The organism is Candidatus Protochlamydia phocaeensis (genome assembly GCF_001545115.1).
Taxonomy (GTDB): Bacteria; Chlamydiota; Chlamydiia; order Chlamydiales; family Parachlamydiaceae; genus Protochlamydia_A; species Protochlamydia_A phocaeensis.
Genome location: NZ_FCNU01000011.1, coordinates 202,389 through 223,541, shown reverse-complemented (window position 1 = coordinate 223,541; position 21,153 = coordinate 202,389). Strand labels below are relative to the sequence as shown.

The following is a 21,153-nucleotide window of genomic DNA, read 5'->3' as shown; positions in this document are numbered from 1 at the left end:
AATTTAAGTCATTAGCAAGCCTTCTCAGGGATAGAAGACTTGATGTAAAAAAAGGCCATGGGCAGGGGCCGTGATACCCGCTTCCGTGCGCTTTTCTGAGCTTAGGATAGCGGGGATTTGTTCCTTGTCTATTTTGCCTTTTCCTATATAAACAAGCGTTCCCACTAGGTTACGCACCATTTTATAGAGGAAATGATTTCCGCGGACTGAAAAGCGAAGACGGCATCCTTCCAACTCCAATAAGCTTATTTCTTGAATCTCGCGCGTATAATCCGTGTAATGGGCATTCTTCTTAAAATTGCAAAAAGCTGCAAAATTATGAGTCCCGATGAAATAGGGCAAAGCGCTGCGCATTTCTGCTAAACGCAGGGGAAAATGGCAATGCCAAGAATAATGCCGTAAGTGGGGGAGCTGGGTCATTCCATAGCAAATAAAATAATGATATTCCTTGCCGATGCTGTCCAACGTCGGATGAAAGGTGGTGGGAGCTCTTTCAGCGGATAGAACAACAAGATCCTTGGGCAAAAGGCTATTAAGGCTAATGATGAAGCGATTGAAATCGGATGGAGGCTTAGAAGTGAGAAAATTGACCACTTGTCCTAAAGCATGCACGCCAGCGTCTGTGCGGCTGGCCGCTTGAAGGGAAATGGGATGCTGCAAAATTTGTTCCAGCACTTGCTGCAAGGTAGCTTCGATGCTAGGCCCCATAGGGGTCTTTTGCCATCCCAGATAATGCCCTCCATCGTAGGCAATGAGTAGTTTGATATTTTGCATACTTGCAAAGTCAATTACATGGGCTGCGGTTGGGTAGCCCAGAAAAGCAAAATACCTTCTAACAGGCGTTGAACGGAAATCAGTACAAGAACCATTCCGATGAGCCTCTCGCATGCCATGAGTCCGTTTGAGCCCAAAACGCGTTTAATCGTATTAGAGAAGAACAAAATAATGACAGACAACAGCCAGGCGATCAAGATTGCGCTGAGCATAATAGATTGGTAAGGCTCCAAGTGTGCATATAGCATAATGGTGGCCATTAATCCAGGACCGGCAATAAGAGGAACAGCTAATGGGAAGATAAAGGGCTCGCCCTTGGGCAAATTGGCTCTTGGACTATCCGAGGCTGTAAATAAAATTTTAATAGCTATCAAAAATAGAATCAAGCCTGAAGAAATGCGCACGGTTGTCTCAGAAAGATCCAAAAAGTCAAAAATATATTCGCCTAAATAGTTGAAGCCGATCATGACAAGCAAGGCAATTAACATTTCGCGAAAGATAATCCAATTTTGCCGTTTGGAGTCTAAGCCACCGACCAAGGTATGATAAGAAGAGATATTGCCGACAGGGTCCATAATAAGAAAGAGAGCAAGCGCAATATTAAAAAGAGACATTCATGACTCCTAGTGGTTCAAACAGATGAAAGGGCAGTTAAGAATAAAGACGAACCTTGAACGATCATTTCCATTGCGATCATGGCTAAAAGCATGCCCATTAATTGTTCAAGAGCCGCTAGCCCTCTTTTGCCAAGAAAAACTTGCAGGTAAGGCGCGGCAACCAGCACTCCGGTGACGCCTATCCAAGCAATCAAAATGGCAAATAAGATCTTTAAGTCATTACTTTCTTGTTTGGAATATAACATGATCATTGTCAGAAGTCCCGCGCCGGATAGCAGGGGAGTCGCTATAGGAACAATGAAGGGATCTTGCTTGGGCTGGTCTGTTTTGGTATCCGTACGATTGCTAAAGATCATTTTCAAGGCGACCAGGAATAGCAAAATCCCGCCGCTAACAGTTAGAGCATAGTTTTGAATATTTAAATTGCTCAAAAATGTTTCGCCTAAAAATAAAAAGAAAATGGCCAAAATCATAGAGAATATGGCTTCGCGAAATAGAATTTTTTGCTGTTCCCTGATGGTATGATCTTTGATAAGCGCGATAATTGTTGGACAGTTTCCAATGGGATTTGTCACGATAAAGAAAATCATGGCAAGCTGTAGGATGGTCACGGCTCCCCTTTAGGTAAGATTAATCGAATCAATCAATACTATATATTCCTCGGGTATTTTGAACAAGTTGGTAAGCGCATAATAAGTGAGAATAGAAAGGGAGATTTGGCTGGCAAATCTCCCGGGAGGGGTCATTTTGGCATGAATTAGTCTGACTGTAAGGCGACTAATTCATTTAAAAATTCAATAATGACTTTATTTTCCTCAGGATTCAAGCTTGGATTGATGCGGATGCTCATGGAGTCCGAGCTGCCAGGAATATAGACGAGATTGGGATGGTAAAATCCGAAGCTGGGTTTCTTGAATACCTTGACTCCGCTATCTGTGCACTTTTCATAAAAGCGTGCAATCAATTTTTTCGACAATTCTTTATTGTTAGAGCCATTTATTTTGATATCGATGAAAGAGGGCTCCATTTCCTTATCGATTGTGCTGATCCATATTTTTTGAGATTTCTTTCCGTTAGGTTTTAATACGTCTGGAACGTGTTTGAGAATATCTTTTGCATTGTTAAAGATTGTTCTGCGGTAGTCATCGATTAGAGTCGCAGCATATTTATGCGAAAGGCAAAACCATTGCTCGCTTAATAAATCCGTCTTGTGAACTTGCTTGCTTACCATGTCATTAAAAGGTTGCCAATGGGGATCTCCATTATTCACGAGGTAAAAAGGAGAGCCAAAATAGTTGTCCATGCCCAGCATATCGAACTTCTGTCCGCTATGAAAGAAAACAAAGTTCACCCTTCCGTCTTTAATGTCTTTTTCAAATTGAGTTAACAGCTCACGGATTTTGGGGGAGTGAAGATAATCAATCGTGCAATCCACGGCAACGGTCAGATGTTTAGTATCTGGCTTCTTGTCTAGTATTTTTCTAACATTGGCGGCGATATCGACGCATTCATAATGCGTATGTTCAGGAACGACTTCGATATTGGGATTGACTTGAGCCGCGTATAGGTCTATACGCGTAATTTTGTCGTTATTGATCATGTCTTCAAAACGATAATTATCCCCCATTAGCCCTGCTTCTTCATAATATAACCCCTTGCTGTAGCATGTTGTGGGATGGGGATGATTTTGAAGAAGGGCGGCATTGATTCCGGCAAAAGTATTGACAGCTGTTTTACCAAGCGTGGCTTTTAATAAGGGCTTCAGGGGAGGTGGGACCACTGAATCAAGCTGCTGTTTATAAATGTCCGAAAAATCGCCTGCTTTAAAAGGATAAGTCATCTCAAGCAGCGTCGCAATTTCGCACTGCGCCAGTTCGATAGCTTGGGCAAATTTGATATAGTCATTCATGTGAAGCTCGGCAGTGGCCAGCTGTTCTCTTAATTGAAATAGCGTCGTTTGAACGATTTTTTGTCTGGCAGGATCCGCATTGATTGTGTTCCACTGCTCTTCAGAAATATTTTCTAGTAATCCTTTTACTAGTTTGACGGTCGCATCGCCTAAGATGGCTACATGCGGCTTTTCTGTCTTGAACGTTTCTGAACTAAATTTTTCAGACAAGCGTTTCATGAGCGCTGTATTGGTGAAATCCGAGACGGTGGGATAATAAAAGGCATCTTTTCCTTTTACCGCATAATGGACATCCTTTCGAATGGCGAAGCCCTTCATAATATGCCGACGCATGTTTACAGCTCCTAAAAAGATCCCTGAATGATCGATGAATTCGAGCAGGCGGCCATGCGTTTTTCTCAAGTTGCTTAAGCTTAATTCAGAAGAGAAAATGGGCAAAATCTTTATTCCGCCTATTTGATCATTCACTTGTACGCGGGCAATGCCATTCGTATGCTTGTAAATTGCTCTCTTTATCTTGGCTTTTTGGTCGTTAGTTAAATCGGGAAATTTTTTGGCCAGATCTTGGAGGGAGCGCTCAATCGCGTCATTCATCTGCTTTTTTAATTCATTCAAATTTTTATTGAACTCTTGCTCATTCTCTTCTTTTCCCTCTGTTTTAATAGAGGATTTTAATTGTTCCGTTAAGTCAAATAATATGTTCTTCTCAAAAGACTTCGTTAAGCCTTTCGCCACTGTTCCATGTTTGGTGAAATGAGCGGATAAAATTGCCGTCAGAGAATCGGACCATTTTTCGGGCTTTTCATTCATCACATGAAGTCCCACCGGCAAAAGATGCTGGAATTCTACGGTATCTACAAGGATTAAGGGAGCCTTCTCTCCGAGTCCAAACTCCTTACTGTATTCTACTGCTTGATCAAGCCTTTTCATTTTTTCTGTGAAGGCCAAGCGATGATACGAATCATAATTGGAATAAGGCCCTGTTTGGAAAGTCGTATCGAAATTGCGGACATATTTGCGCGTATGTTCAGCTCGAATGGGGGCTGTTTTATCCAAATAATTTGTCGCCAAAAATTGAATTTGCTTCTTAAGGACCGGATCATCTGTGCTTGCATAAGCCTCCCGCAAGAGGCCCAAATTAAGGTGCCAAGCAAATTGAGAGGGAGAAATAGGCTTGTCACCTTCAAGCAAATGATAAGGGGCGGCTTGTTGGAGTATAGGCTTTGCTGCTTCGTTAACGGCTTGAATGGTGTTGTTTTGATCGGTTGCTAATAGCGCAGTCGCTTCCGCTTTTCTGGACTTTTGAAAAGTTAAAACCCTCCAAGCAGAAGAAAGAGACTCTCCGATCGATTGGAAAAATCTTTGAATTGTTCCTACTAAGCTTAATGAATGCGGTGCGGCAGATGGTTTAACAGATGAATCTGCCATTTTTTTGTTGTCGGTAACTTCTTTCACTTTCACAATAATAGCTGCATCGGATTCATTGCCTGCCCTTGTATCAGAGGCTGTTGCAGGGGAGGGAGGGGAAGGCATTAAAGGAGATCCTTGCAGCTTGCCAAGGATGCACTGAACCTGACGGTTAAACGTCCTTTCATTTAAATTTCTTGCCTGTTTTTTCTTGCCAGCCGATTGAATGGCATCAATACAGCGAGTGATGAATTTTTTCTCATCTGTATTCAGATTCTTTAAATTTTCATTTAAATTGCATTCATTCAATTGAACAAGAAATGATTGAATTGAAGTTAAATTAACTTGGCTCATAAAAAATTAATCCTAAATGATCGTAAAGATTAAAAATAAATGATCTTTATTAAGATTTTATTAAAATCTTGTTTGCTTTTTTTACGATCATTTTTATTTTAATTATAAATGTTTGTTTAATTATTTTAAATTACGGTTTTAATTTATTAAATTTAAATGAATATTTTAATTGTTTTATAATAAATTCTCTATAAAATTAAAATAAATAATGAGAGTGAGTGAAAGTTAACCGGAATGTATTGAAACCGGTCCATTAGATTAAAAGGTTGATTGAGTTGGCACTTCAATGAGTGAGTGAGAGGATTCCTTAAAGCGGGTAAAGGTCTAGACTTGAGTTTTTTCCGTAGAAGGAAATCTGAGGGGGCTATCACTCCATATTGTCCTCTCTCTCGTTTCTTGTAGGAGAAAAATAATCTCAAATATAGAGGATTATGAATTTTAAATAGCTTCTTAAGGACTGTCATTAAATTTATGAGTCATTCTATGACAGCCTCATGTAAAGGATTAGCGGCCAATGAGAAGGAAAATGCCGGCTAACAGGGCAATAATTCCTAGGACCAAAGGAGGAATGCTAAAAGTGGCTATGAGCATTCCAAGGCCTGTTAAAATCAAAAAAATAGCTAACAGCAAAAAACCAATATTAAATGTTCTTCCAAATAGCATTTTTTTCCCTCGTTTATTTGTTAAATTAAATATTTATCGTTTCGTTTGGCAAAAGGCAAGATAAAAATGAGGAGGAGAAGAGATTAAGCGGTAAACTATTTGATAGTTAGCCATTCAAGCTATCAATCGATATGATATCGCATAGTCACTATTCACGCTTATTTTTTTCTTAGGAGGCACGTATTTTGCTCAGTGGTTTAAAAATACACTTTCTAAGCGCTCACTTTGAAAATGGGGATTACCGAGCAATGAAGTGGTCAAATCCTTTATTAGAAAGAGAAAAGGGCTGGCCATGATGCAAATAGATAAGAGAAGGAGAGGAGGTAATTTGTCCGATTTTAAAGAGAGGTCGGCCAAATTGTTTTTGGTAAGCCTGATTGAGTTCATTATAACTTGCGGGATCGACTGTCACAAGTAGGCAATAGTCTTCTCCTGCTGTTGCTGCGAGTTCAGGGGTAAGCCAGGAAAAAGTGTTGGCTGCTTGGCAAAGTTCACGAGAGAGAGGAAGGTGTTCCAGTTCAATGCATGCCCCGCAATGAGACTCTTCCATTATGCGTTTGATATCTGAATCGATTCCATCAGAAATATCCATCATGGCATGGACGGAAGGATGCTTGGCGAGCCATTGTCCTTCTCTTAAATGCGGACGGGGGGTGACATGGTCTTTAACGAGCTTCAACGTGACTTGATCTTGCGGAAGATTTTCTAGTAAGACTTTGAGTCCTGCTCCTGAATTGCCTAAATAGTCGGTACAACAAATCCAATCTCCAGGAAGAGCCTGTGAGCGGCGTTTAATATGGGCGGTTAAAGCCTCGCCAATCACTAAAACGTTTATCATAATTTCATGGGGAGAACGCGTGGTATCGCCTCCTAATAATAAGACATCTTCTGTAGCTGCTAGCTCTTGGAAGCCTTTAAAAAAATGATCGATCCACTCCACGTCCAAATTACCGGGGAGGCCAAGAGATAAAAAAGCATAAAGAGGGCGGCCGCCCATCGCAGCAATGTCGCTCAAACTGACAGCTAGGGATTTATATCCTAGCTCTTCCGGGGAAATTTTATTTTTAAGAAAATGGATATTTTCAATCAGTAAATCGGTTGTAATCAAAGAAGAGGTGGTGGCGTTTTGGCGAATAACGGCACAATCATCTCCGATTCCTTCAATTCCGGTAGGAATATGGCTTTTAAAATGCGGTGCAAAGCGCTGAATTAACCCAAATTCACCTAATGCGTTTAATTCCATTATTCCTCACTGCGTTGGCAAGCATACAAAACAAAAGAAGGCAAAAATCTCAACGGGCATATTAAAACCGCTAATGACTTATATTTGAGATTATTTTCTCTCTAGAAGGCCTTCTTTCTTCCCGGGGGAAAAGAGCTTGTATCTAAGCCATTATGAATACGACAGTCTTCTATTAATTACAATCTTGCCAGGTTAGCAAGGCTAAAATAAGCAGACCTGGCCCCTTAAGTAAGGGGCAGATAACTTTAAATCGAGGAGAGATGCTTTTTTAGCCGTCGGACAGCTTCTTCGATGCGGTCGCGATATCCAAATGCACTAAAACGCAGAAATCCCTCGCCGGCTGGACCGAATCCGCTGCCTGGCGTGCTGATGATATGAATTTTTTCTAAAAGGATTTCGAAGGCTTCCCAAGAGGTGTGATGAGGGAATTTGACCCAGAGATAAGGGGTGTGTATTCCTCCATAGACAGAATAGCCATGGGCTTCAAAAACTTGTCTAAGCAAAGCAGCATTCTCCATATAAAAGGTGATGAGTCTTTCCATGGCCTGGCATCCTTCCGGCTGCAAAGCGGCTAATCCTCCTGCCTGGGCAAGATTGGACGCGCCATTGAAAAAAGTGGAATTGATGCGGCTCCAATCTTGGTGGACCGGGTGGCCATCTTCAAAACGCAGCTCCTGGGGGACAATGCTCCAAGCCAGCCTAACGCCCGTGAATCCGGCCATTTTAGAGAAAGATCCCAATTCAATAGCCACTTCCCGCGCGCCTTCGATCTCATAAATGGAGCGCGGCAGAGAAGGATCTCTAATATAACAGGCATATGCTGCATCGTAGATGAGGATGGATTTGTTTTGTTTGGCAAATTGAACAAGTTGTCGAAGCTGATCTCGCGTTGCCGCGGCGCCTGTAGGGTTATTAGGAGAGCAGAAGTAAATGATGTCTGTTCTGGAAACCAGCTCTAAAGAAGGAAAAAAATGATTTTCGGGTCTGCAAGGCATATAAGCAATGCCGGCATACTGCCTAATCTGAGGTTGATAAAGCGAAGTTTGGCCCATGATCACACCGGTATCCACATAAACGGGATAGGAAGGGTCTTGCACAGCTATTGAAGCTTGACTGCCAAACATGACTTGCAAGCGGCCAATATCGCATTTGGATCCGTCGGAAATAAAGATTTCGTTGACATCAAGCTGGTTTTGGTAAAGCGCCTTGGAAATGGCTTGGCGCAAGTCTAAATGACCCTGTTCGGGCCCATAGCCTGAATAGCCTTCATAAGTGGCTAGTGCATCAGCCGTAGCTTTGAAGCGGTCTGTAATAAAAGAAGGAATAGGCTCTGTTGTGTCTCCGATTCCCAAACTGATCAGTTTGGCATTCGGCTGTTTTTCAAGAAATAGGCGCTTGCGCTTGGCAATTTCAGGAAATAAATATCCGGCATGCAATTTAGCTAAATGAGGATTGCGTTTAACCATGGGCTATCCATTCTTCAGGCAGTTGTTTGACGACTTGGGCCAATTTTTCATAATTTTGTGGAAGAAGGTCGCAAAGGGGCAAGCGGCAGCTTCCGGCTGGCATGCGGCAAAGGGACATGGCTGTTTTGATGGGAATTGGATTGGTCTCAATAAAAGCCGCTTTGAAAAAGGGAAGCAGGCGGTAGTGCCACTCTCTGGCTAGCTTGAAATTGCCTTCCAAACCGGCATGGACAAGCGCTTTAACGGCGCCGGGTACAAGATTGCTGGCAACAGAAATGACCCCTTGTCCTCCAAGGGCGATTAAAGGAAGGGTTAGGGCGTCGTCTCCTGACACAACGCTGAAATGCGGAAAATCTTTAGCGATCATGTCTAGGACTTCATTCATTTGAATGATATCGCCCGAGGCTTCTTTCACTCCCATAATGGAAGAAAACGCGGCAATGCGCTTTAATGTAGCTGTTTGCAAATTTTGGCCTGTGCGTCCTTGGATATTATAAATACAAATAGGAAGAGGCGTGGATTGACAGATGGCAGCGAAGTGCCGATAAAGGCCTTCTTGAGTGGGCTTATTGTAATAGGGCGTGACAATCAATGCCGCATCGGCTCCCATCTGTTCGGCTAAGCAAGTCTGCTCGATGGCCTGCTCGGTTGAATAACTTCCCGTTCCCACCATGAGGACTGCTTTGCCTTTGACTTCCTGGACTGCAATTTCGACTACCCGTTGTTTTTCCTTTGCCGTCAAAGTGGGGGATTCGCCTGTTGTTCCCAACACCACAATGCCATCCACGCCGTGATGCAGCTGGAACTGTAAATTGGATTTGAATCCCTCTTCATCTAGCTTGCCTTGTGTTGTAAATGGTGTAATAACAGCCGTATAAAGACCTTTTAAGTGCATAACAACTCCCTAAGCGATTTCTCAGCTTTTAAGCGGTGAATAAGGGTGAGGCAGCATATCATCCAATGTAAAAAAGCCTCGCTTGCCATTTAGCCATTCGGCTGCCATGACGGCGCCTTGAGCAAAACCTTCCCGGTTGCGGGCTTGATGAGTCAGGGTAATGGTGTCGGCTTCGCTATCAAAGAGCAAGGTATGCGTGCCCGGAATAGAACCGCAGCGGATGCTGCTAAATTGCAAATTTGTTCGCTCCGGCATATGTTTTTGCAATTCTTCGGTAAGCGCCTTGGCAGTCCCGGAAGGAGCATCTGCTTTGCGGCTGTGATGATATTCAATTCCGCTGACGTCATAATGGGTAAAAGCAGACATAAGCTGGGCCGCATAGGCAACCATGTGCTTGAATAAATGAATGCCGATAGAGAAGTTGGGGGAATATAAGCAGCCAATAGTGGAATGAGCGATCAGCTGTTTGGCTTGCGTAAAATGAGCATCCCAGCCTGTTGTGCCGATTACGAGGCTTTTATTTAATTGGATGCAAAGCTGCAAGTTTCCCAGTACACAGGAAGCGTGGCTGAAATCGATGGCTATCTCAGCTTTTTCCAACTGTTCTGCCGAGTCTTTTGTTTGGCTGGAAATAATGGCTACAATTTCATGGCCTCTTTGCCGAGCGAATTGCTCAATAAGACGGCCCATTTTGCCATAGCCCATCAAAGCGATCTTCATTTTACCTCTTCTCTCTATTCAAAATAGGGAACTTTCTCTTTCTTTTTCTTGCTTCCATCCTTTGGAGCATTTCCAGGCTTTTCCGATTGTCTTTGGATGGTTTGCCAAAGCTGATTCATCTTAGTTTGCTGCTCTGTTGTTAAGGGATAAAGAACGACAAAATAATCATCATTATTTTTGAAAGCATTGTTGGTCCAATTAGCTGATCCGTTGATCAAAATATTTCCATCAATATACGCAAATTTATGGTGCAGGAGGCCGTGTCCCGTGCTTAAGCGGACAGAAATACCTGCTTGATCAAGCATGCGCACAATTTTAGCGCTTGCTCCTTTGCCTGAATAGCGGTCGATGACAGCTTCGACTTGCACGCCGCGCTTGGCTGCATCAATCAGTTCTTGTGTAAAATCGGTCCGTGTCCATGTAAACATGGCCACACGGATGGTTTTTTTAGCGGAGCGCAGAAGCTCGATTACACGTTTAGCGGCTTGCGGATCATCCGGCAGCATCCATAATTCTACTTTCTGCGGGCCGGCTTGAGTTTCTATATGGGGAAGGGGCGTAGAATGCCCTTCTTCATCCATGCTCTTAGCTTTGGCCGTCATGGCCTGGGCAAGGGCTGGATTTTCAATTCCCATGACGAGATTGCCGTGGACGCGTAAAGAGTCCGTGGTCATATTGGCAGATCCTAGCAGAATCTGGGTTTCATCGATAATCAGGATCTTTTGATGCATGAGCCCTTGGCCGATCCTTCTGACAATCGTGGCCTTGGGTAGCTTGCGCGAAATGCCCATCGAAGCTTTGGCATCGCATACAATATAAACGGGAACGCCTTCTTCGCTCTTTTGCTGCAAAGCGGCAATGATCTGTGGATCCATTAAGGCGTAGATGACGAACGTGATGGATTTCTTAGCGCTTTGAATGGCCGAAAGATAAAGGTTCGTAAGATCGTCGTTCGTTTGATTAGAATAAAGCTGAACGGCCTCGTTCGAAGCGGGAAGGCGCACTTGCTCGGGAGCAGGCGCTGCCGCGTGCTGGCCATGAGCGATCAGTTCATAGATCAGATAAGAAAGAATCGCGACAAGCGTTGTGACCGACGATTTCTTAAATAAGGCGCGGAAAGGAAAAGAAGGGGGAGCAGATTTTCTAGGCATTATAGAATTTCCATAAGAGCTTGTTGTAAACTTGTATAGCGCCTTTGCACATCATCTTTCTTGACGGCAATGGCCAATGCTTTTTTTGTTCCGACTAAGACGACAAGCTTTTTGCCGCGCGTAATTCCTGTATATAGCAAATTGCGATGCAAAAGCATAAAATGACTGGTATGAATAGGCATGACTACGCATGGGCATTCACTGCCTTGAAACTTATGGATAGAGATGGCATAGGCTAACACTAGTTCATCCATATCCGCATAATCATAGGGGACTTCCCGATCCTCGAAGCGGACCATGACTTGGTGGTCATCCGGGTCGATGGTTTGGATATAGCCAATGTCTCCGTTGAAGACCTCTCGTTGATAGTCATTGCGCAGCTGCATGACTTTATCGCCGACTTGGAATTTTTGTCCGGCGCGGAAAAGGGCCATTTCTTTCGGATTGAGCACTTGTTGCAGAGATTGATTCAAATTTTCCGTGCCAATGATGCCTTTCTTCATGGGAGCTAAGACCTGAATATCTTCCGTTGGATTAAATCCATAACGGTTAGGCAAACGCTGCGAGACAAGCTTAATGATGGTATTGAGAACGTCTTCGTTCTCTTGGCATTCCATAAAGAAGAAGTCGCTGTTATGGCCATTATACAGGGAAGGAAAAATGCCGCGGTTTATTCGGTGGGCATTGGTGATGATGTGCGAACCTGCCGCCTGCCTGAAAATTTCATTCAGCGTTGTCACAGGAAGGCTAAGCGAAGCAATCATATCTTTGAGCACATGACCGGGGCCGACGCTGGGAAGCTGGTTGATGTCGCCGACAAAGATGACGCGTGCATGATCCGGTAAAGCTTTTAGAAGGCTGTACATCAAAAGCGTATCGATCATGCTGGCTTCATCGACAATCATTAAGTCGCAGTCTAAAGGGTTTTCCCGATTGCGTTTAAAGCCCTTGGCTCTAAAGTCAAACTCTAAAAGGCTGTGAATTGTCGTCGCCTTGCGTTTGGTAATTTCGCTCATGCGCTTGGCCGCCCGCCCTGTCGGTGCAGCTAAGCAGATTCTTTGTGTCAGCTTATCCGTAATGGTTAAAATGGCATTTGTGATCGTGCTCTTTCCCGTTCCCGGTCCGCCCGTAATGATATGTAGTTTGCCGGTAATGGCATGTGCGACGGCCTGCTTTTGATTAGAGGCCAGTTGGATCTGAAGCTGCTCCTGAACCCAATTAAGAGCTTTTTCCGTATCTACTTGTCTGAGCGGGCTGATGCCTCTTTTAAGGCGCCGCAATTCGCGGGCGATACCCATTTCAGCCAGATAAAGAGGTTTGATCCAGACGAAGCGGCGTTTTTTGCCCTCTTCCAGCAAATCGGACAGTTCGATCCGCTCCTCTTTTTGCAAAAAAAGAAGGCGTGCTTCGATTTGAGAAGGAGGGGCTTCCAATGTTTTTTCGGCTTCTTTCAAAAACTCTTCGACCGGATAGCAGACGTGCCCTTCGCCGGACAATTGGGAGAGAAGATGTTCAATCCCGGCATCGATGCGCTGATCGGACTCTTTGCCGATTCCCATCTTTTGGGCTAATGTATCGGCAGTTTTAAAGCCAATGCCGAAGATGTCCCTTGCTAAGTAGTAGGGATTTTCTTTGACTTTGGCTATGCTTTGGTCACCGTAAGATTTAAAGATTTTTTGGGCAAAGGCTGGACTGACCCCATGGCCTTGTAGAAAAACCATGACCTCCCGGATCGACTTTTGGTCTGACCAGCAAGCCTTAATTTTTTCTACTCTTTTCGCTCCCAACCCCTGGATTTCCAATAGTTTTTCAGGCGATTGGTCGATCACATTGAGGGTATCTATGCCGAATTTATCGACGATGCGGCCGGCATATTTTGGACCGATTCCCTTGATAAGGCCTGAACCTAAATACTTGCGAATACCAAGAATATCGGCCGGAGCCTCTACTCGAAATTGGGCGACTTCAAATTGACGGCCATGGATCAAATGATGTTTCCATTGCCCAAAGCAGCGAACCGTTTCTCCCGGTTGAATGCCGGGCATAAATCCTACAATACAAGTCAGCTCTGTCTGTTTCCCTTGTTTCAGCTGAGCAACCGTATAACCGTTTTCTGTATTGTGAAAGGTCAGCCTTTCAATATAGCCAAATATTTGTTCCATCGCATTCCTATCATGGGATTATCATAACGGAAGAAGAACAGGAAAACAAGCGTGTATTAAAAAAAAATAAGTTGAAATTGATAAGTTTCTTAATTAAAAATATAAGTCGACAGAACTAGGAGTGGTTTTATGAATAAATTAATTCCCGAACTCTATCCTTTTATTGCCCTGCAAGAAAAGCTGGCTAATTTGGGTTCTTTAAGCCAACTGTGGCCAAGCAGCCTATCCCAAGCGCAGGCCAACCACAATGTCTATCCGCCCATCAATGTATTTGAGAAAAATGGCGATTGGATTTTAATCGCTGAGCTGCCGGGCGTTAAGAAAGACGACTTGCAAATTACGGTTGAAAATGACACGCTGCGCCTATCAGGCAAGCGTACGATTCAGTCCGATTCCAAGGCCAGCATTCATCGCATGGAACGCAGCAGCGGCCAATTTGACCGCACTTTCCATCTTCCCTTTAATGTGGACGCCGAGAAAACTCAAGCAGAGTATCAAGACGGTGTGTTGAAGATCATTCTGCAGCGCTCTGAAAAAGATAAACCCAAGCGCGTTTCTATTAAATAGGAGAGGACATATGGCAGAAGAAAAAAAAATTAAAGTCCAGCAAAAGCAGCAAGCGGAAAGCAAAGAAGAGCAGATCATTCCCGGAAAGACCTACATTCCTTCTACCGACATTTACGAAACGGACAAAAGCCTCTTCATCCTAATGGATATGCCGGGAGTCAAAAAAGGAAATATTGATATTCATTTAGAAAAAAATAACTTGGAAGTGACAGGAAAAATTGAGACGCAGACTTATGAGGGATTAAAGCCCATTCATACGGAATACAACATTGGCCATTTCCAGCGAGCCTTTGTCCTCTCAAATAAAATTGAACAAAATCAGATCGAAGCCTCCATGCAAGACGGCGTTTTAACGCTGGAACTGCCTAAAAAACAAGAGCCTCAACCGCGCAAAATTCAAATTAAGTAATAGAGAGGCTCTTAGAGGGGGTATTAAAACCGCTAAAGACCTAGATTCGCGTTCTTTTCCCCTAGGAAGCGTAGGAGAGAACGGGTAATATTCACGCAATATGGTCGGCTCTCTCTCCTGTTGCCTCTTTGGAAGACAATACTCTTGAATATAGCAATTCAACAACAGTCTTTAGCTTTGATGATAATTAAATTGTATTAATTTGTTTGTTTTTAATTAATTGTTTTTCTCTTTTCTCAGCTTGTTTACAAATCCCTTTCCAGGCACAATTGATGTGCTGGAGAGATCATTATGCCCATTTTCAATAAAGAAAGTTTAGAAGCGCTTAAACAGCGCGTGGATTTAGTAGAAGTCCTGTCATCTCATATGGAGCTAAAGCGCAGCGGCGCATCTTATAAAGGCTTATGCCCTTTCCATGATGAGAAGACGCCGTCTTTTATTGTTCAAAAAGGGGATACACATTACCACTGTTTCGGTTGTGGAGCGCATGGAGATGCCATTCAATTTTTGATGAATCATCAAAAAATGAGCTTTGCTGAAGCTGTAGAGAGTTTAGCTCAACGCTTCCATGTGCATTTAGAAATAGTTGATGAGCAAGAAGAGAAGCGGGGATTAAATAAGTCTTTATTGAAGACTGCTTTAGAAGCCGCTTGCCAGTTCTTTCATTATTGCCTATTGCATACGGCCGAGGGGCACGAAGCGTTGGCTTATTTATATGGGCGCGGAATTGATTTAGACTTTATTCGGCATTTTCAAATCGGCTTGGCCCCTAAGCCTGCAGGAATGTTTCGCAAAGTCATGCATGCCAGAGGAATTAAAGATGAAGCATTGCTGGAGGCCGGGCTACTCTCTTCCAATAAGGAGGGGCAGATGAGAGAATTCTTTAGCGATCGGATTATGTTTCCCATTCATCATCATTCCAGTGGAATCATTGGTTTTTCTGGGCGGAAATATAAAGAAGAGACGTTTGGAGGCAAATACGTCAATACGCCTGAAACGCCTCTATTTAAAAAATCACGTGTGCTGTTCGGGTTAAACTATTCGCGCCGCCGCATTGCTAAAGAGCGCAAAGCCATTATTGTCGAGGGACAAATAGATGCCCTTAGATTGATTCAAGAAGGATTGAATTTAACGGTCGCAGGGCAGGGAACAGCGTTTGGCGAAGGGCATGTCAAAGAATTGCTCAATTTAGGCGTCAATCAAGTTTTTTTAGCTTTGGACTCGGATCATGCCGGACAAGAGGCGACTAGTAAAATTGGCCATTTTTTTCAAAAGGAAGGGGTGGAAGTGCGCGTTGTCCAAATGCCTGCAGGCGGCGATCCGGACTCATTCTTAAGGGAAAAAGGGCCTGAGGCTTTCTTAAAACTTTTATCGATCAGTACGGACTATCTAGAGTTCCTTGTCAAGCATCTTTCAAAAGACTTGAATCTCGATTCGCCTGCAGCTAAAAATGAGCTTGTTCAGAAGGCGACGAAGCTTATTCGGGAATGGGACCATCCTTTAATGGTGCATGAAACGCTGCGCAAGCTGGCTCATTTGATGAAGGTTCCCGAAGAGATTATTGGCGTGGGGCAAGAGCATTTGCAGAATATCTATATTAAGAAGTCTGCTAGCATTGGAACCCAAACAATAGATCCGGACCGGATTTTAGAAACAGATTTATTAAGATGGTTGTTGCTGCTCGGGCAAGAGCAGACGCAGCTTGTTGATATTGTAAGGATGAATCTTAGTAAGGAGGATTTTCGGGTCAATATTTGTCAAAAAATTTACGAAGTCTATCGAGAAAACTATGAAAATCAGAGATCTTGCGATCTTCTTTCCTTGGCGATTGATTTAGATGATGCGGAAGGGCAGCTGGTTCTCTCTGATCTTTTACAAAAAAAGGTCAATAAAGAACGCGCTGAGCAGCAATTGATTGAAACGATTCAAAAAATTTTGGACCGTAATTGGATGCAGAGAAGAGAAGAGATTAAAATCAGAATTCAAAGCGGGCAATGCTCGGATGAGGAAGCCTTAGAGCTGATCAAACAATTTGATGAATTGAAAAAGCATCCGCCTCGTGTTAGGACGCATAGTGAGAAATGTTAGCTTGTTAATTTGATTGCTTGAATGGTAATTTGCTTCGCGTTATGGTGCGAAATAAGTAGAAGACTGTTAAATAACTTATAATAGCTTGCATTTGAGATGGCTCTCTCCTTAGAAAGACCTCTTGCTCCATAGGGAAAAAAGAACTCGAATCTAGACTGTTATGAATTCGACGATAGTCTCTAATCATTTTATTTCACTCTTGGCTTTCCATTTCTTTCATTTCGAAATGATCTTGCGATTTAAAAAGCGAACATTTTGTTTCATTAATTTTAAAAATAAACTTTTTCAATAAAGGGATCTCTTTATTGCCTACGAAAATATTGTATTAAAACGCTAATGGCTTAGATTCAAATTTTTCTATGTAGGGAGAAACAATCTTGACTATAGACAATTAGCAATGGCGGCAGTTCTAATTATCACCTTCTAATTTCGTCTTAGAATTCTAAATTTAGGTTATTAATTCATCTAATTTTGACTGATTTATTAAATTAATAAGGAGTAAATATGAATTTATTTTCGGCTGTGTCTCATTCAGCAGCTAGCGATACGGTGGGACTTTCAAAACAGTTTCCCTGCCATGTCGTGTCTTTATCGGATATCAGATATGTGCAAAAATATTTCTGTAATTTAGAGGAGAAAATTTGCGGTGAATTGGAATTAAGGCTATTTGAAGATATAACTGATAAAGAATATCAAGATTTATTTTATTCTGATAAAAGAGCCTTTATACATGAAGAAGCGGCCGAAGGCTTGCTGAGAGCTAGTAAAAGCTTAAGAGAGCAAGGAGCTAGGCTAGTTGTCTATGCCACTTATCGCTCTAAGCGCATTGAAAATTGGATCGATGAAAAGCTTAAAGATTGTTTAATTCATCCCTATCAGCGGAATGTCCTTTATTCATGCGGACGGGCTGTCACCGTCAGCTTGATGAAGGATACTGGCGATCCCATTGACATGCATGAAGGAGAGTTTGATCTTTTGCAAATGATTCAACAGCAATGCCAAAGAGCTGAATCTCCTTCCGCTGATATATTAAAAAATCGAGAAGAACTAAAAAAAGCGATGGAAGAAGTCGGGTTTGAGCAGTCTCCTTATTTTTGGTGGGAATTTTCCTTTAAAAAACAAAGTGATTGTCTAGAACAGAGAGACTTTCCTTCCTTGGATTTTTACATGGTGGAAATAGAAGAAATTTTACAAACCAAAAAAAAGCTTAAGGCATGCTCCTAATCCACCTTATCTTCTTGTAGGCAGAAGGGGAATTAAAACCGCTAATGGCCTATATTGAGGTTGTTTTCTCCCTTATAGGCTTTGTTACCAGGAGAAAAGAGCGCGAATCCCATTCATTATGGGGTTAATGCATCCTTTCGGACTGCAAGACAAAGGTGAGCAAGCGCTTTATAACCTGACTTTGAAGTTTTTTGCTCTTTCACCCGCGTCAACGCCTTGCCATTTCATCTGCAAGCGCTTTCCCGTCAGTCCAAAGGCAAAAGAACTCCAAACTCAGGTTTATATGGCTTACTTAAGCAAGCCATATTTTAGAGGGCCTCCTAGCTTAGGCTTGTATGGCCGATTTTAAAACCATTCCCAAGTAAGTCTTTAAAGCAAACACGGAAGCGAATGCTTGGCCATCGACAATATATTGTCCATTGGGGCTAAAGATAATGTCTTTTACTTCTTCTTTGCCTTCTGCATTCACTACGCTTAAGTGGTAAGTATTGTTATATTGAAAAAATAGGTAGTTGGCTTGCTTTTCTGAACTAAATAAAAGCTTGATTTCCTGTTCTAATTGATCCGCCATTTGTTTATGTAAATCTTCTTTAATCGCTTCTTCAGGATTGGCTTGGAGGAAAGTCAAACCGCGACGAATAACAAAATCTGCTGTTCGCTGCTGATTTTCAATAAAGCTTTTAAATATTTCTTGGCGTTCTCTTTCTTTTACTCCAGGATCAGGATTGGCATTGGCCAAAATTAACCTTTCCGTAAAACTTTGCAAGTTTTCCGTATTTTGCCTAGCGCCGCTTAATCCACTATAGCGCATAAAGTGAGGGCTGGCAAAACTGTCGCCAGCAGCCGCAATTAATAATTCCTGGCCATAAGGCGATTTCACTTCTGAAATGGGCTGTGCGACACGTTGTTGGGCTACTGGGAATGTCCCTACGGATTTTTCTTGCAAGACCATTCCGGCTTTATCTAAACCGTAAACTTCCGCTACGGACTCGAACCATTTCATTTGTAATTTTTTTTGCACTTGAGAAAGATGATTTTTTTGATCCGGATCGACCTCTTCTCTTTTTAGCTCTTCTATTTTATCGACAAGAGCGTGAAGAGAAGGGGGAATCTGCATGCCTAAATAAATAAGCCCTCTGTTTTCAAATGTGCGAATTTGAAAGGCTTTTTGAGTAATATTTTTTTCTAAATCAGCGGGGAATTGATGAATGGCGCGTGCAACCTCGTAAAAAAGATTGCCATCTAAGCCTTCTTCTGGGAGTGCGTCCAACCATTCTCTTTTTGCTAAGGCGTTTCTTAATTCATTTCCGCCAAATCCTCCTCTAAAATCGCCAAATCGCGAAAAGTCAGGCTTTTGATTGTTTGCATTAGGGGTAAAATGCCAGACGGCTACTCCGTAATAATCTTGGCTTGTCATTTGCTTGCTGGGGGCCATATAAGCAGTTCTAATGGGACTATGCTTGCCTCCGCAGCAGATAACCATATCAGCCGCGACTTTCTGCTCTTCTCCGTACTGCTTTTTTATGACTGCTTGAAACGGCTTGTCCTCATCGGAAGGGGTGTCTATTCCGACGAGCTCGCTTTGAAAATGTAGTTCGACAGCTCCAGGATCTTGAGCAATTAATTCATCCAAGCGCTGTTTTAAAGCGTTCTCTAGGTTATTAATCGTGATTTCTACGAATCCATCGGGCCTCAATATACCTTTTTTATTCTCGCTAATAAATAGTTCATCGAATTTTGTCCCTAAATAATATTGCAATTGCATAACCCATTTTGGATCCAAACGGACAATTTGTTCGCGGCTATAGTTTTCGGTTCGCTTTTCAAATACCTTGACGTTAGCTCCGGAAATGTATTGCTTAAGAGCTGTAAATAATCCGGTCGGCCCTCCTCCCTCGATGATGACTTCGGGTGATTTGACTGGCTGGCCAGCGGTTTGAGAAGCGGAATCCAAGACTTCTGCTCGATGAGCTTTGAAAAGGGCTAGGGTTTGGTCATCCAACTGTCTATTTTGAATAAGGGATAATGTCCGAATGGTTTCCAAATGCTTGCCGTAAGGCTGGTTATAACGCATAAAATTTCGAAGCGATAACGCGGTCCCTTCTTCTAAGCTAAGCTCCAGCATAAAGGCTTTGCAGTCAGCAATTATTTGTTTATCCTCAGTGCTGAGTCTTTCGCTTTTAGCCTTGTTTTGTAAATAAAGAAGATCGCTTGTGGAATAATTAGCCAGATGGTTGTTCTGATAGAATTGATCTATTTTATCTTCAAAACGGCGATAGCGGCTAGAGAGCTCAATGACAATATTGTCCAAATGATGGCTGTTCAAAGAGTCTTGAAGACCGCGCATGATCGCATGCATGGGATCATTGGGAATACGCTCATCATATAATAACTGTGTAATTTGCTTTCCATGCGCATCAATGAAATTGCTCAAGGCATGCATGGCCTTTAAGTCTTGGAGCGTGATCAATTCATTTTCATTGGCAGTAATGGACGGTCCAGACATGAGATGTTCCTTGACCCGCAGAACACTATAATTGAGTGAATTTAATTCACTTAAAATAAGCCTTTTGAGGTTTTTTTGGCCGATGGTTCCTTTATCTATTAATTTCAGCAATTCGGATAAATGAGCGATTCGTCCTTCCACTTCCTTTGCTTTGACCTCTTGAGTGAAATTCGAAAGGCTTAGCCGATGAGCGTATTCTTCTTTTGCTGTTAGGCAAAACGTTTCATCAGGCCACTGGATTCTTTCAAAAATTTTTTGAATTTGCTCCTTTTGCTTAAGAGAGCCCTGCTGTTCAAGTACGATTAACTGCTGCATCATTAAATTGATAAATAAGGCGTCTTCATAAAGTTCTAGGGTGGGATGAAGTTCATTTGCTTGCAAAGCATGCACGCTTTCTTCTAATTGCTTCAACAGGTTATCCGATACTTTGCCCTCTGTAAAAATTTGGGAAAGAATCGCTTGAGCCGTTTTTTTTCCCACTTGTTTGGAAGCAAATTCTCTCTCTTCAATATTTTTATCGGGATGTAAAATTTGAGAGATATTGGTAATAGAGGAATGCGCAAATTTTTGAATTTTTTTATCAGCTACGGAAATATAATTTTCTAAGACATGCGTATACTTTCGTTGGAAATTGACTTTTTGCTCTTCATCCGAATGTTGCAAATAGTAACTAATTTCATTCAAAAAAGAGGCATCGGCTTTACTTTTGAAAAAGGAATAATAAAGGCGGGAAAAGAAATTAGAAGGAATTTTAACTTCTGTCTTTCCTTCGCTATTAGTGATAATATAAAAAGTTTTGTTGTTACCCTTTGCATTTGCAATTGATTTTAAATTTTTCTCGATGGATTGGCCTAAATCTTCTAAATTATTATAGCGATGATCATTAACTTGGATGTTCATATAAACCTCAAAAAGGTGTTAACTTTTAATTATAATTATTATTAATAATGTGTAATTTTATTATTATTATAACCCGTTGCTATTAATTTTTTTAAATA

General features: G+C 42.2%; 16 protein-coding genes. 4 read left to right on the top strand and 12 right to left on the bottom strand.

Translation table 11 applies throughout. The annotated features are described in order from the left end of the window. Window positions 1-24: 24 nt before the first annotated feature. The 11 genes from truA to recD2 form a co-directional block, all read right to left on the bottom strand. The gene (gene truA, locus BN3769_RS04690; protein ID WP_068468081.1) at window positions 25-774 is read right to left on the bottom strand and encodes a tRNA pseudouridine(38-40) synthase TruA; all 750 of its coding nucleotides are present in this window, start codon (window positions 772-774) and stop codon (window positions 25-27) included. A gap of 14 nt (window positions 775-788) precedes the next feature. Continuing rightward, complete coding sequence (locus BN3769_RS04685; RefSeq protein WP_068468079.1) at window positions 789-1,388, bottom strand: MarC family protein; 600 nt, start codon at window positions 1,386-1,388, stop codon at window positions 789-791. Window positions 1,389-1,405: 17 nt separating this feature from the next. Further along, window positions 1,406-2,002, bottom strand: coding sequence for a MarC family protein (locus BN3769_RS04680; RefSeq protein WP_195155552.1), 597 nt, complete (start codon window positions 2,000-2,002; stop codon window positions 1,406-1,408). A 146-nt stretch (window positions 2,003-2,148) separates the two neighbouring features. After that, on the bottom strand, window positions 2,149-5,061 hold the full coding sequence (locus tag BN3769_RS04675; protein ID WP_068468078.1) for a hypothetical protein: 2,913 nt from the start codon (window positions 5,059-5,061) through the stop codon (window positions 2,149-2,151). A 504-nt stretch (window positions 5,062-5,565) separates the two neighbouring features. Further along, window positions 5,566-5,724, bottom strand: coding sequence for a hypothetical protein (locus BN3769_RS14905; protein WP_195155551.1), 159 nt, complete (start codon window positions 5,722-5,724; stop codon window positions 5,566-5,568). Between the two features lie 238 nt (window positions 5,725-5,962). Beyond that, complete coding sequence (gene thiL / locus BN3769_RS04670) at window positions 5,963-6,967, bottom strand: thiamine-phosphate kinase (protein WP_068468075.1); 1,005 nt, start codon at window positions 6,965-6,967, stop codon at window positions 5,963-5,965. Between the two features lie 245 nt (window positions 6,968-7,212). Further along, window positions 7,213-8,433, bottom strand: a complete 1,221-nt coding sequence (locus BN3769_RS04665; protein ID WP_068468074.1) for an LL-diaminopimelate aminotransferase — start codon at window positions 8,431-8,433, stop codon at window positions 7,213-7,215. Further along, window positions 8,426-9,328, bottom strand: coding sequence for a 4-hydroxy-tetrahydrodipicolinate synthase (dapA, locus tag BN3769_RS04660; RefSeq protein WP_068468072.1), 903 nt, complete (start codon window positions 9,326-9,328; stop codon window positions 8,426-8,428). The genes BN3769_RS04665 and dapA overlap by 8 nt, the downstream gene beginning before the upstream one ends. A gap of 21 nt (window positions 9,329-9,349) precedes the next feature. After that, window positions 9,350-10,048 carry a 4-hydroxy-tetrahydrodipicolinate reductase gene (gene dapB / locus BN3769_RS04655; RefSeq protein WP_068468069.1) on the bottom strand — a complete coding sequence of 233 codons (699 nt, stop codon included), beginning with the start codon at window positions 10,046-10,048 and terminating at the stop codon, window positions 9,350-9,352. A gap of 14 nt (window positions 10,049-10,062) precedes the next feature. After that, window positions 10,063-11,199: a phospholipase D-like domain-containing protein gene (locus BN3769_RS04650; protein WP_068468068.1), complete on the bottom strand. Its 1,137-nt coding sequence runs from the start codon at window positions 11,197-11,199 to the stop codon at window positions 10,063-10,065. Beyond that, complete coding sequence (gene recD2, locus BN3769_RS04645; RefSeq protein ID WP_068468065.1) at window positions 11,199-13,361, bottom strand: SF1B family DNA helicase RecD2; 2,163 nt, start codon at window positions 13,359-13,361, stop codon at window positions 11,199-11,201. The genes BN3769_RS04650 and recD2 overlap by 1 nt, the downstream gene beginning before the upstream one ends. A gap of 129 nt (window positions 13,362-13,490) precedes the next feature. Between recD2 and BN3769_RS04640 the strand changes: the two genes are divergently transcribed. From BN3769_RS04640 to BN3769_RS04625, 4 genes are all read left to right on the top strand, one after another. Beyond that, window positions 13,491-13,928 (top strand): Hsp20/alpha crystallin family protein, encoded by a 438-nt coding sequence (locus BN3769_RS04640; RefSeq protein WP_068468063.1) that lies wholly within the window; start codon window positions 13,491-13,493, stop codon window positions 13,926-13,928. 10 nt (window positions 13,929-13,938) lie between these two features. Further along, window positions 13,939-14,337, top strand: a complete 399-nt coding sequence (locus BN3769_RS04635) for an Hsp20/alpha crystallin family protein (RefSeq protein ID WP_068468061.1) — start codon at window positions 13,939-13,941, stop codon at window positions 14,335-14,337. 291 nt (window positions 14,338-14,628) lie between these two features. Next, window positions 14,629-16,425 carry a DNA primase gene (gene dnaG, locus BN3769_RS04630; protein WP_068468059.1) on the top strand — a complete coding sequence of 599 codons (1,797 nt, stop codon included), beginning with the start codon at window positions 14,629-14,631 and terminating at the stop codon, window positions 16,423-16,425. Window positions 16,426-16,929: 504 nt separating this feature from the next. Beyond that, window positions 16,930-17,649: a M15 family metallopeptidase gene (locus tag BN3769_RS04625; RefSeq protein WP_068468057.1), complete on the top strand. Its 720-nt coding sequence runs from the start codon at window positions 16,930-16,932 to the stop codon at window positions 17,647-17,649. 325 nt (window positions 17,650-17,974) lie between these two features. Here the strand turns inward: BN3769_RS04625 and BN3769_RS04615 are convergent, their stop codons facing one another. Beyond that, window positions 17,975-21,055, bottom strand: a complete 3,081-nt coding sequence (locus BN3769_RS04615; RefSeq protein WP_068468053.1) for an FAD-dependent oxidoreductase — start codon at window positions 21,053-21,055, stop codon at window positions 17,975-17,977. Between the last annotated feature and the right edge of the window lie 98 nt (window positions 21,056-21,153).

Excerpts from the sequence above, each read along its gene's own strand:
- truA (WP_068468081.1), bottom strand. The coding sequence starts at position 774 with ATGCAAAATATCAAACTACTCATTGCCTACGATGGAGGGCATTATCTG.
- BN3769_RS04685 (WP_068468079.1), bottom strand. The coding sequence starts at position 1,388 with ATGTCTCTTTTTAATATTGCGCTTGCTCTCTTTCTTATTATGGACCCT.
- BN3769_RS04675 (WP_068468078.1), bottom strand. The coding sequence starts at position 5,061 with ATGAGCCAAGTTAATTTAACTTCAATTCAATCATTTCTTGTTCAATTG.
- BN3769_RS14905 (WP_195155551.1), bottom strand. The coding sequence starts at position 5,724 with ATGCTATTTGGAAGAACATTTAATATTGGTTTTTTGCTGTTAGCTATT.
- thiL (WP_068468075.1), bottom strand. The coding sequence starts at position 6,967 with ATGGAATTAAACGCATTAGGTGAATTTGGGTTAATTCAGCGCTTTGCA.
- BN3769_RS04665 (WP_068468074.1), bottom strand. The coding sequence starts at position 8,433 with ATGGTTAAACGCAATCCTCATTTAGCTAAATTGCATGCCGGATATTTA.
- dapA (WP_068468072.1), bottom strand. The coding sequence starts at position 9,328 with ATGCACTTAAAAGGTCTTTATACGGCTGTTATTACACCATTTACAACA.
- dapB (WP_068468069.1), bottom strand. The coding sequence starts at position 10,048 with ATGAAGATCGCTTTGATGGGCTATGGCAAAATGGGCCGTCTTATTGAG.
- BN3769_RS04650 (WP_068468068.1), bottom strand. The coding sequence starts at position 11,199 with ATGCCTAGAAAATCTGCTCCCCCTTCTTTTCCTTTCCGCGCCTTATTT.
- recD2 (WP_068468065.1), bottom strand. The coding sequence starts at position 13,361 with ATGGAACAAATATTTGGCTATATTGAAAGGCTGACCTTTCACAATACA.
- BN3769_RS04640 (WP_068468063.1), top strand. The coding sequence starts at position 13,491 with ATGAATAAATTAATTCCCGAACTCTATCCTTTTATTGCCCTGCAAGAA.
- BN3769_RS04635 (WP_068468061.1), top strand. The coding sequence starts at position 13,939 with ATGGCAGAAGAAAAAAAAATTAAAGTCCAGCAAAAGCAGCAAGCGGAA.
- dnaG (WP_068468059.1), top strand. The coding sequence starts at position 14,629 with ATGCCCATTTTCAATAAAGAAAGTTTAGAAGCGCTTAAACAGCGCGTG.
- BN3769_RS04625 (WP_068468057.1), top strand. The coding sequence starts at position 16,930 with ATGAATTTATTTTCGGCTGTGTCTCATTCAGCAGCTAGCGATACGGTG.
- BN3769_RS04615 (WP_068468053.1), bottom strand. The coding sequence starts at position 21,055 with ATGAACATCCAAGTTAATGATCATCGCTATAATAATTTAGAAGATTTA.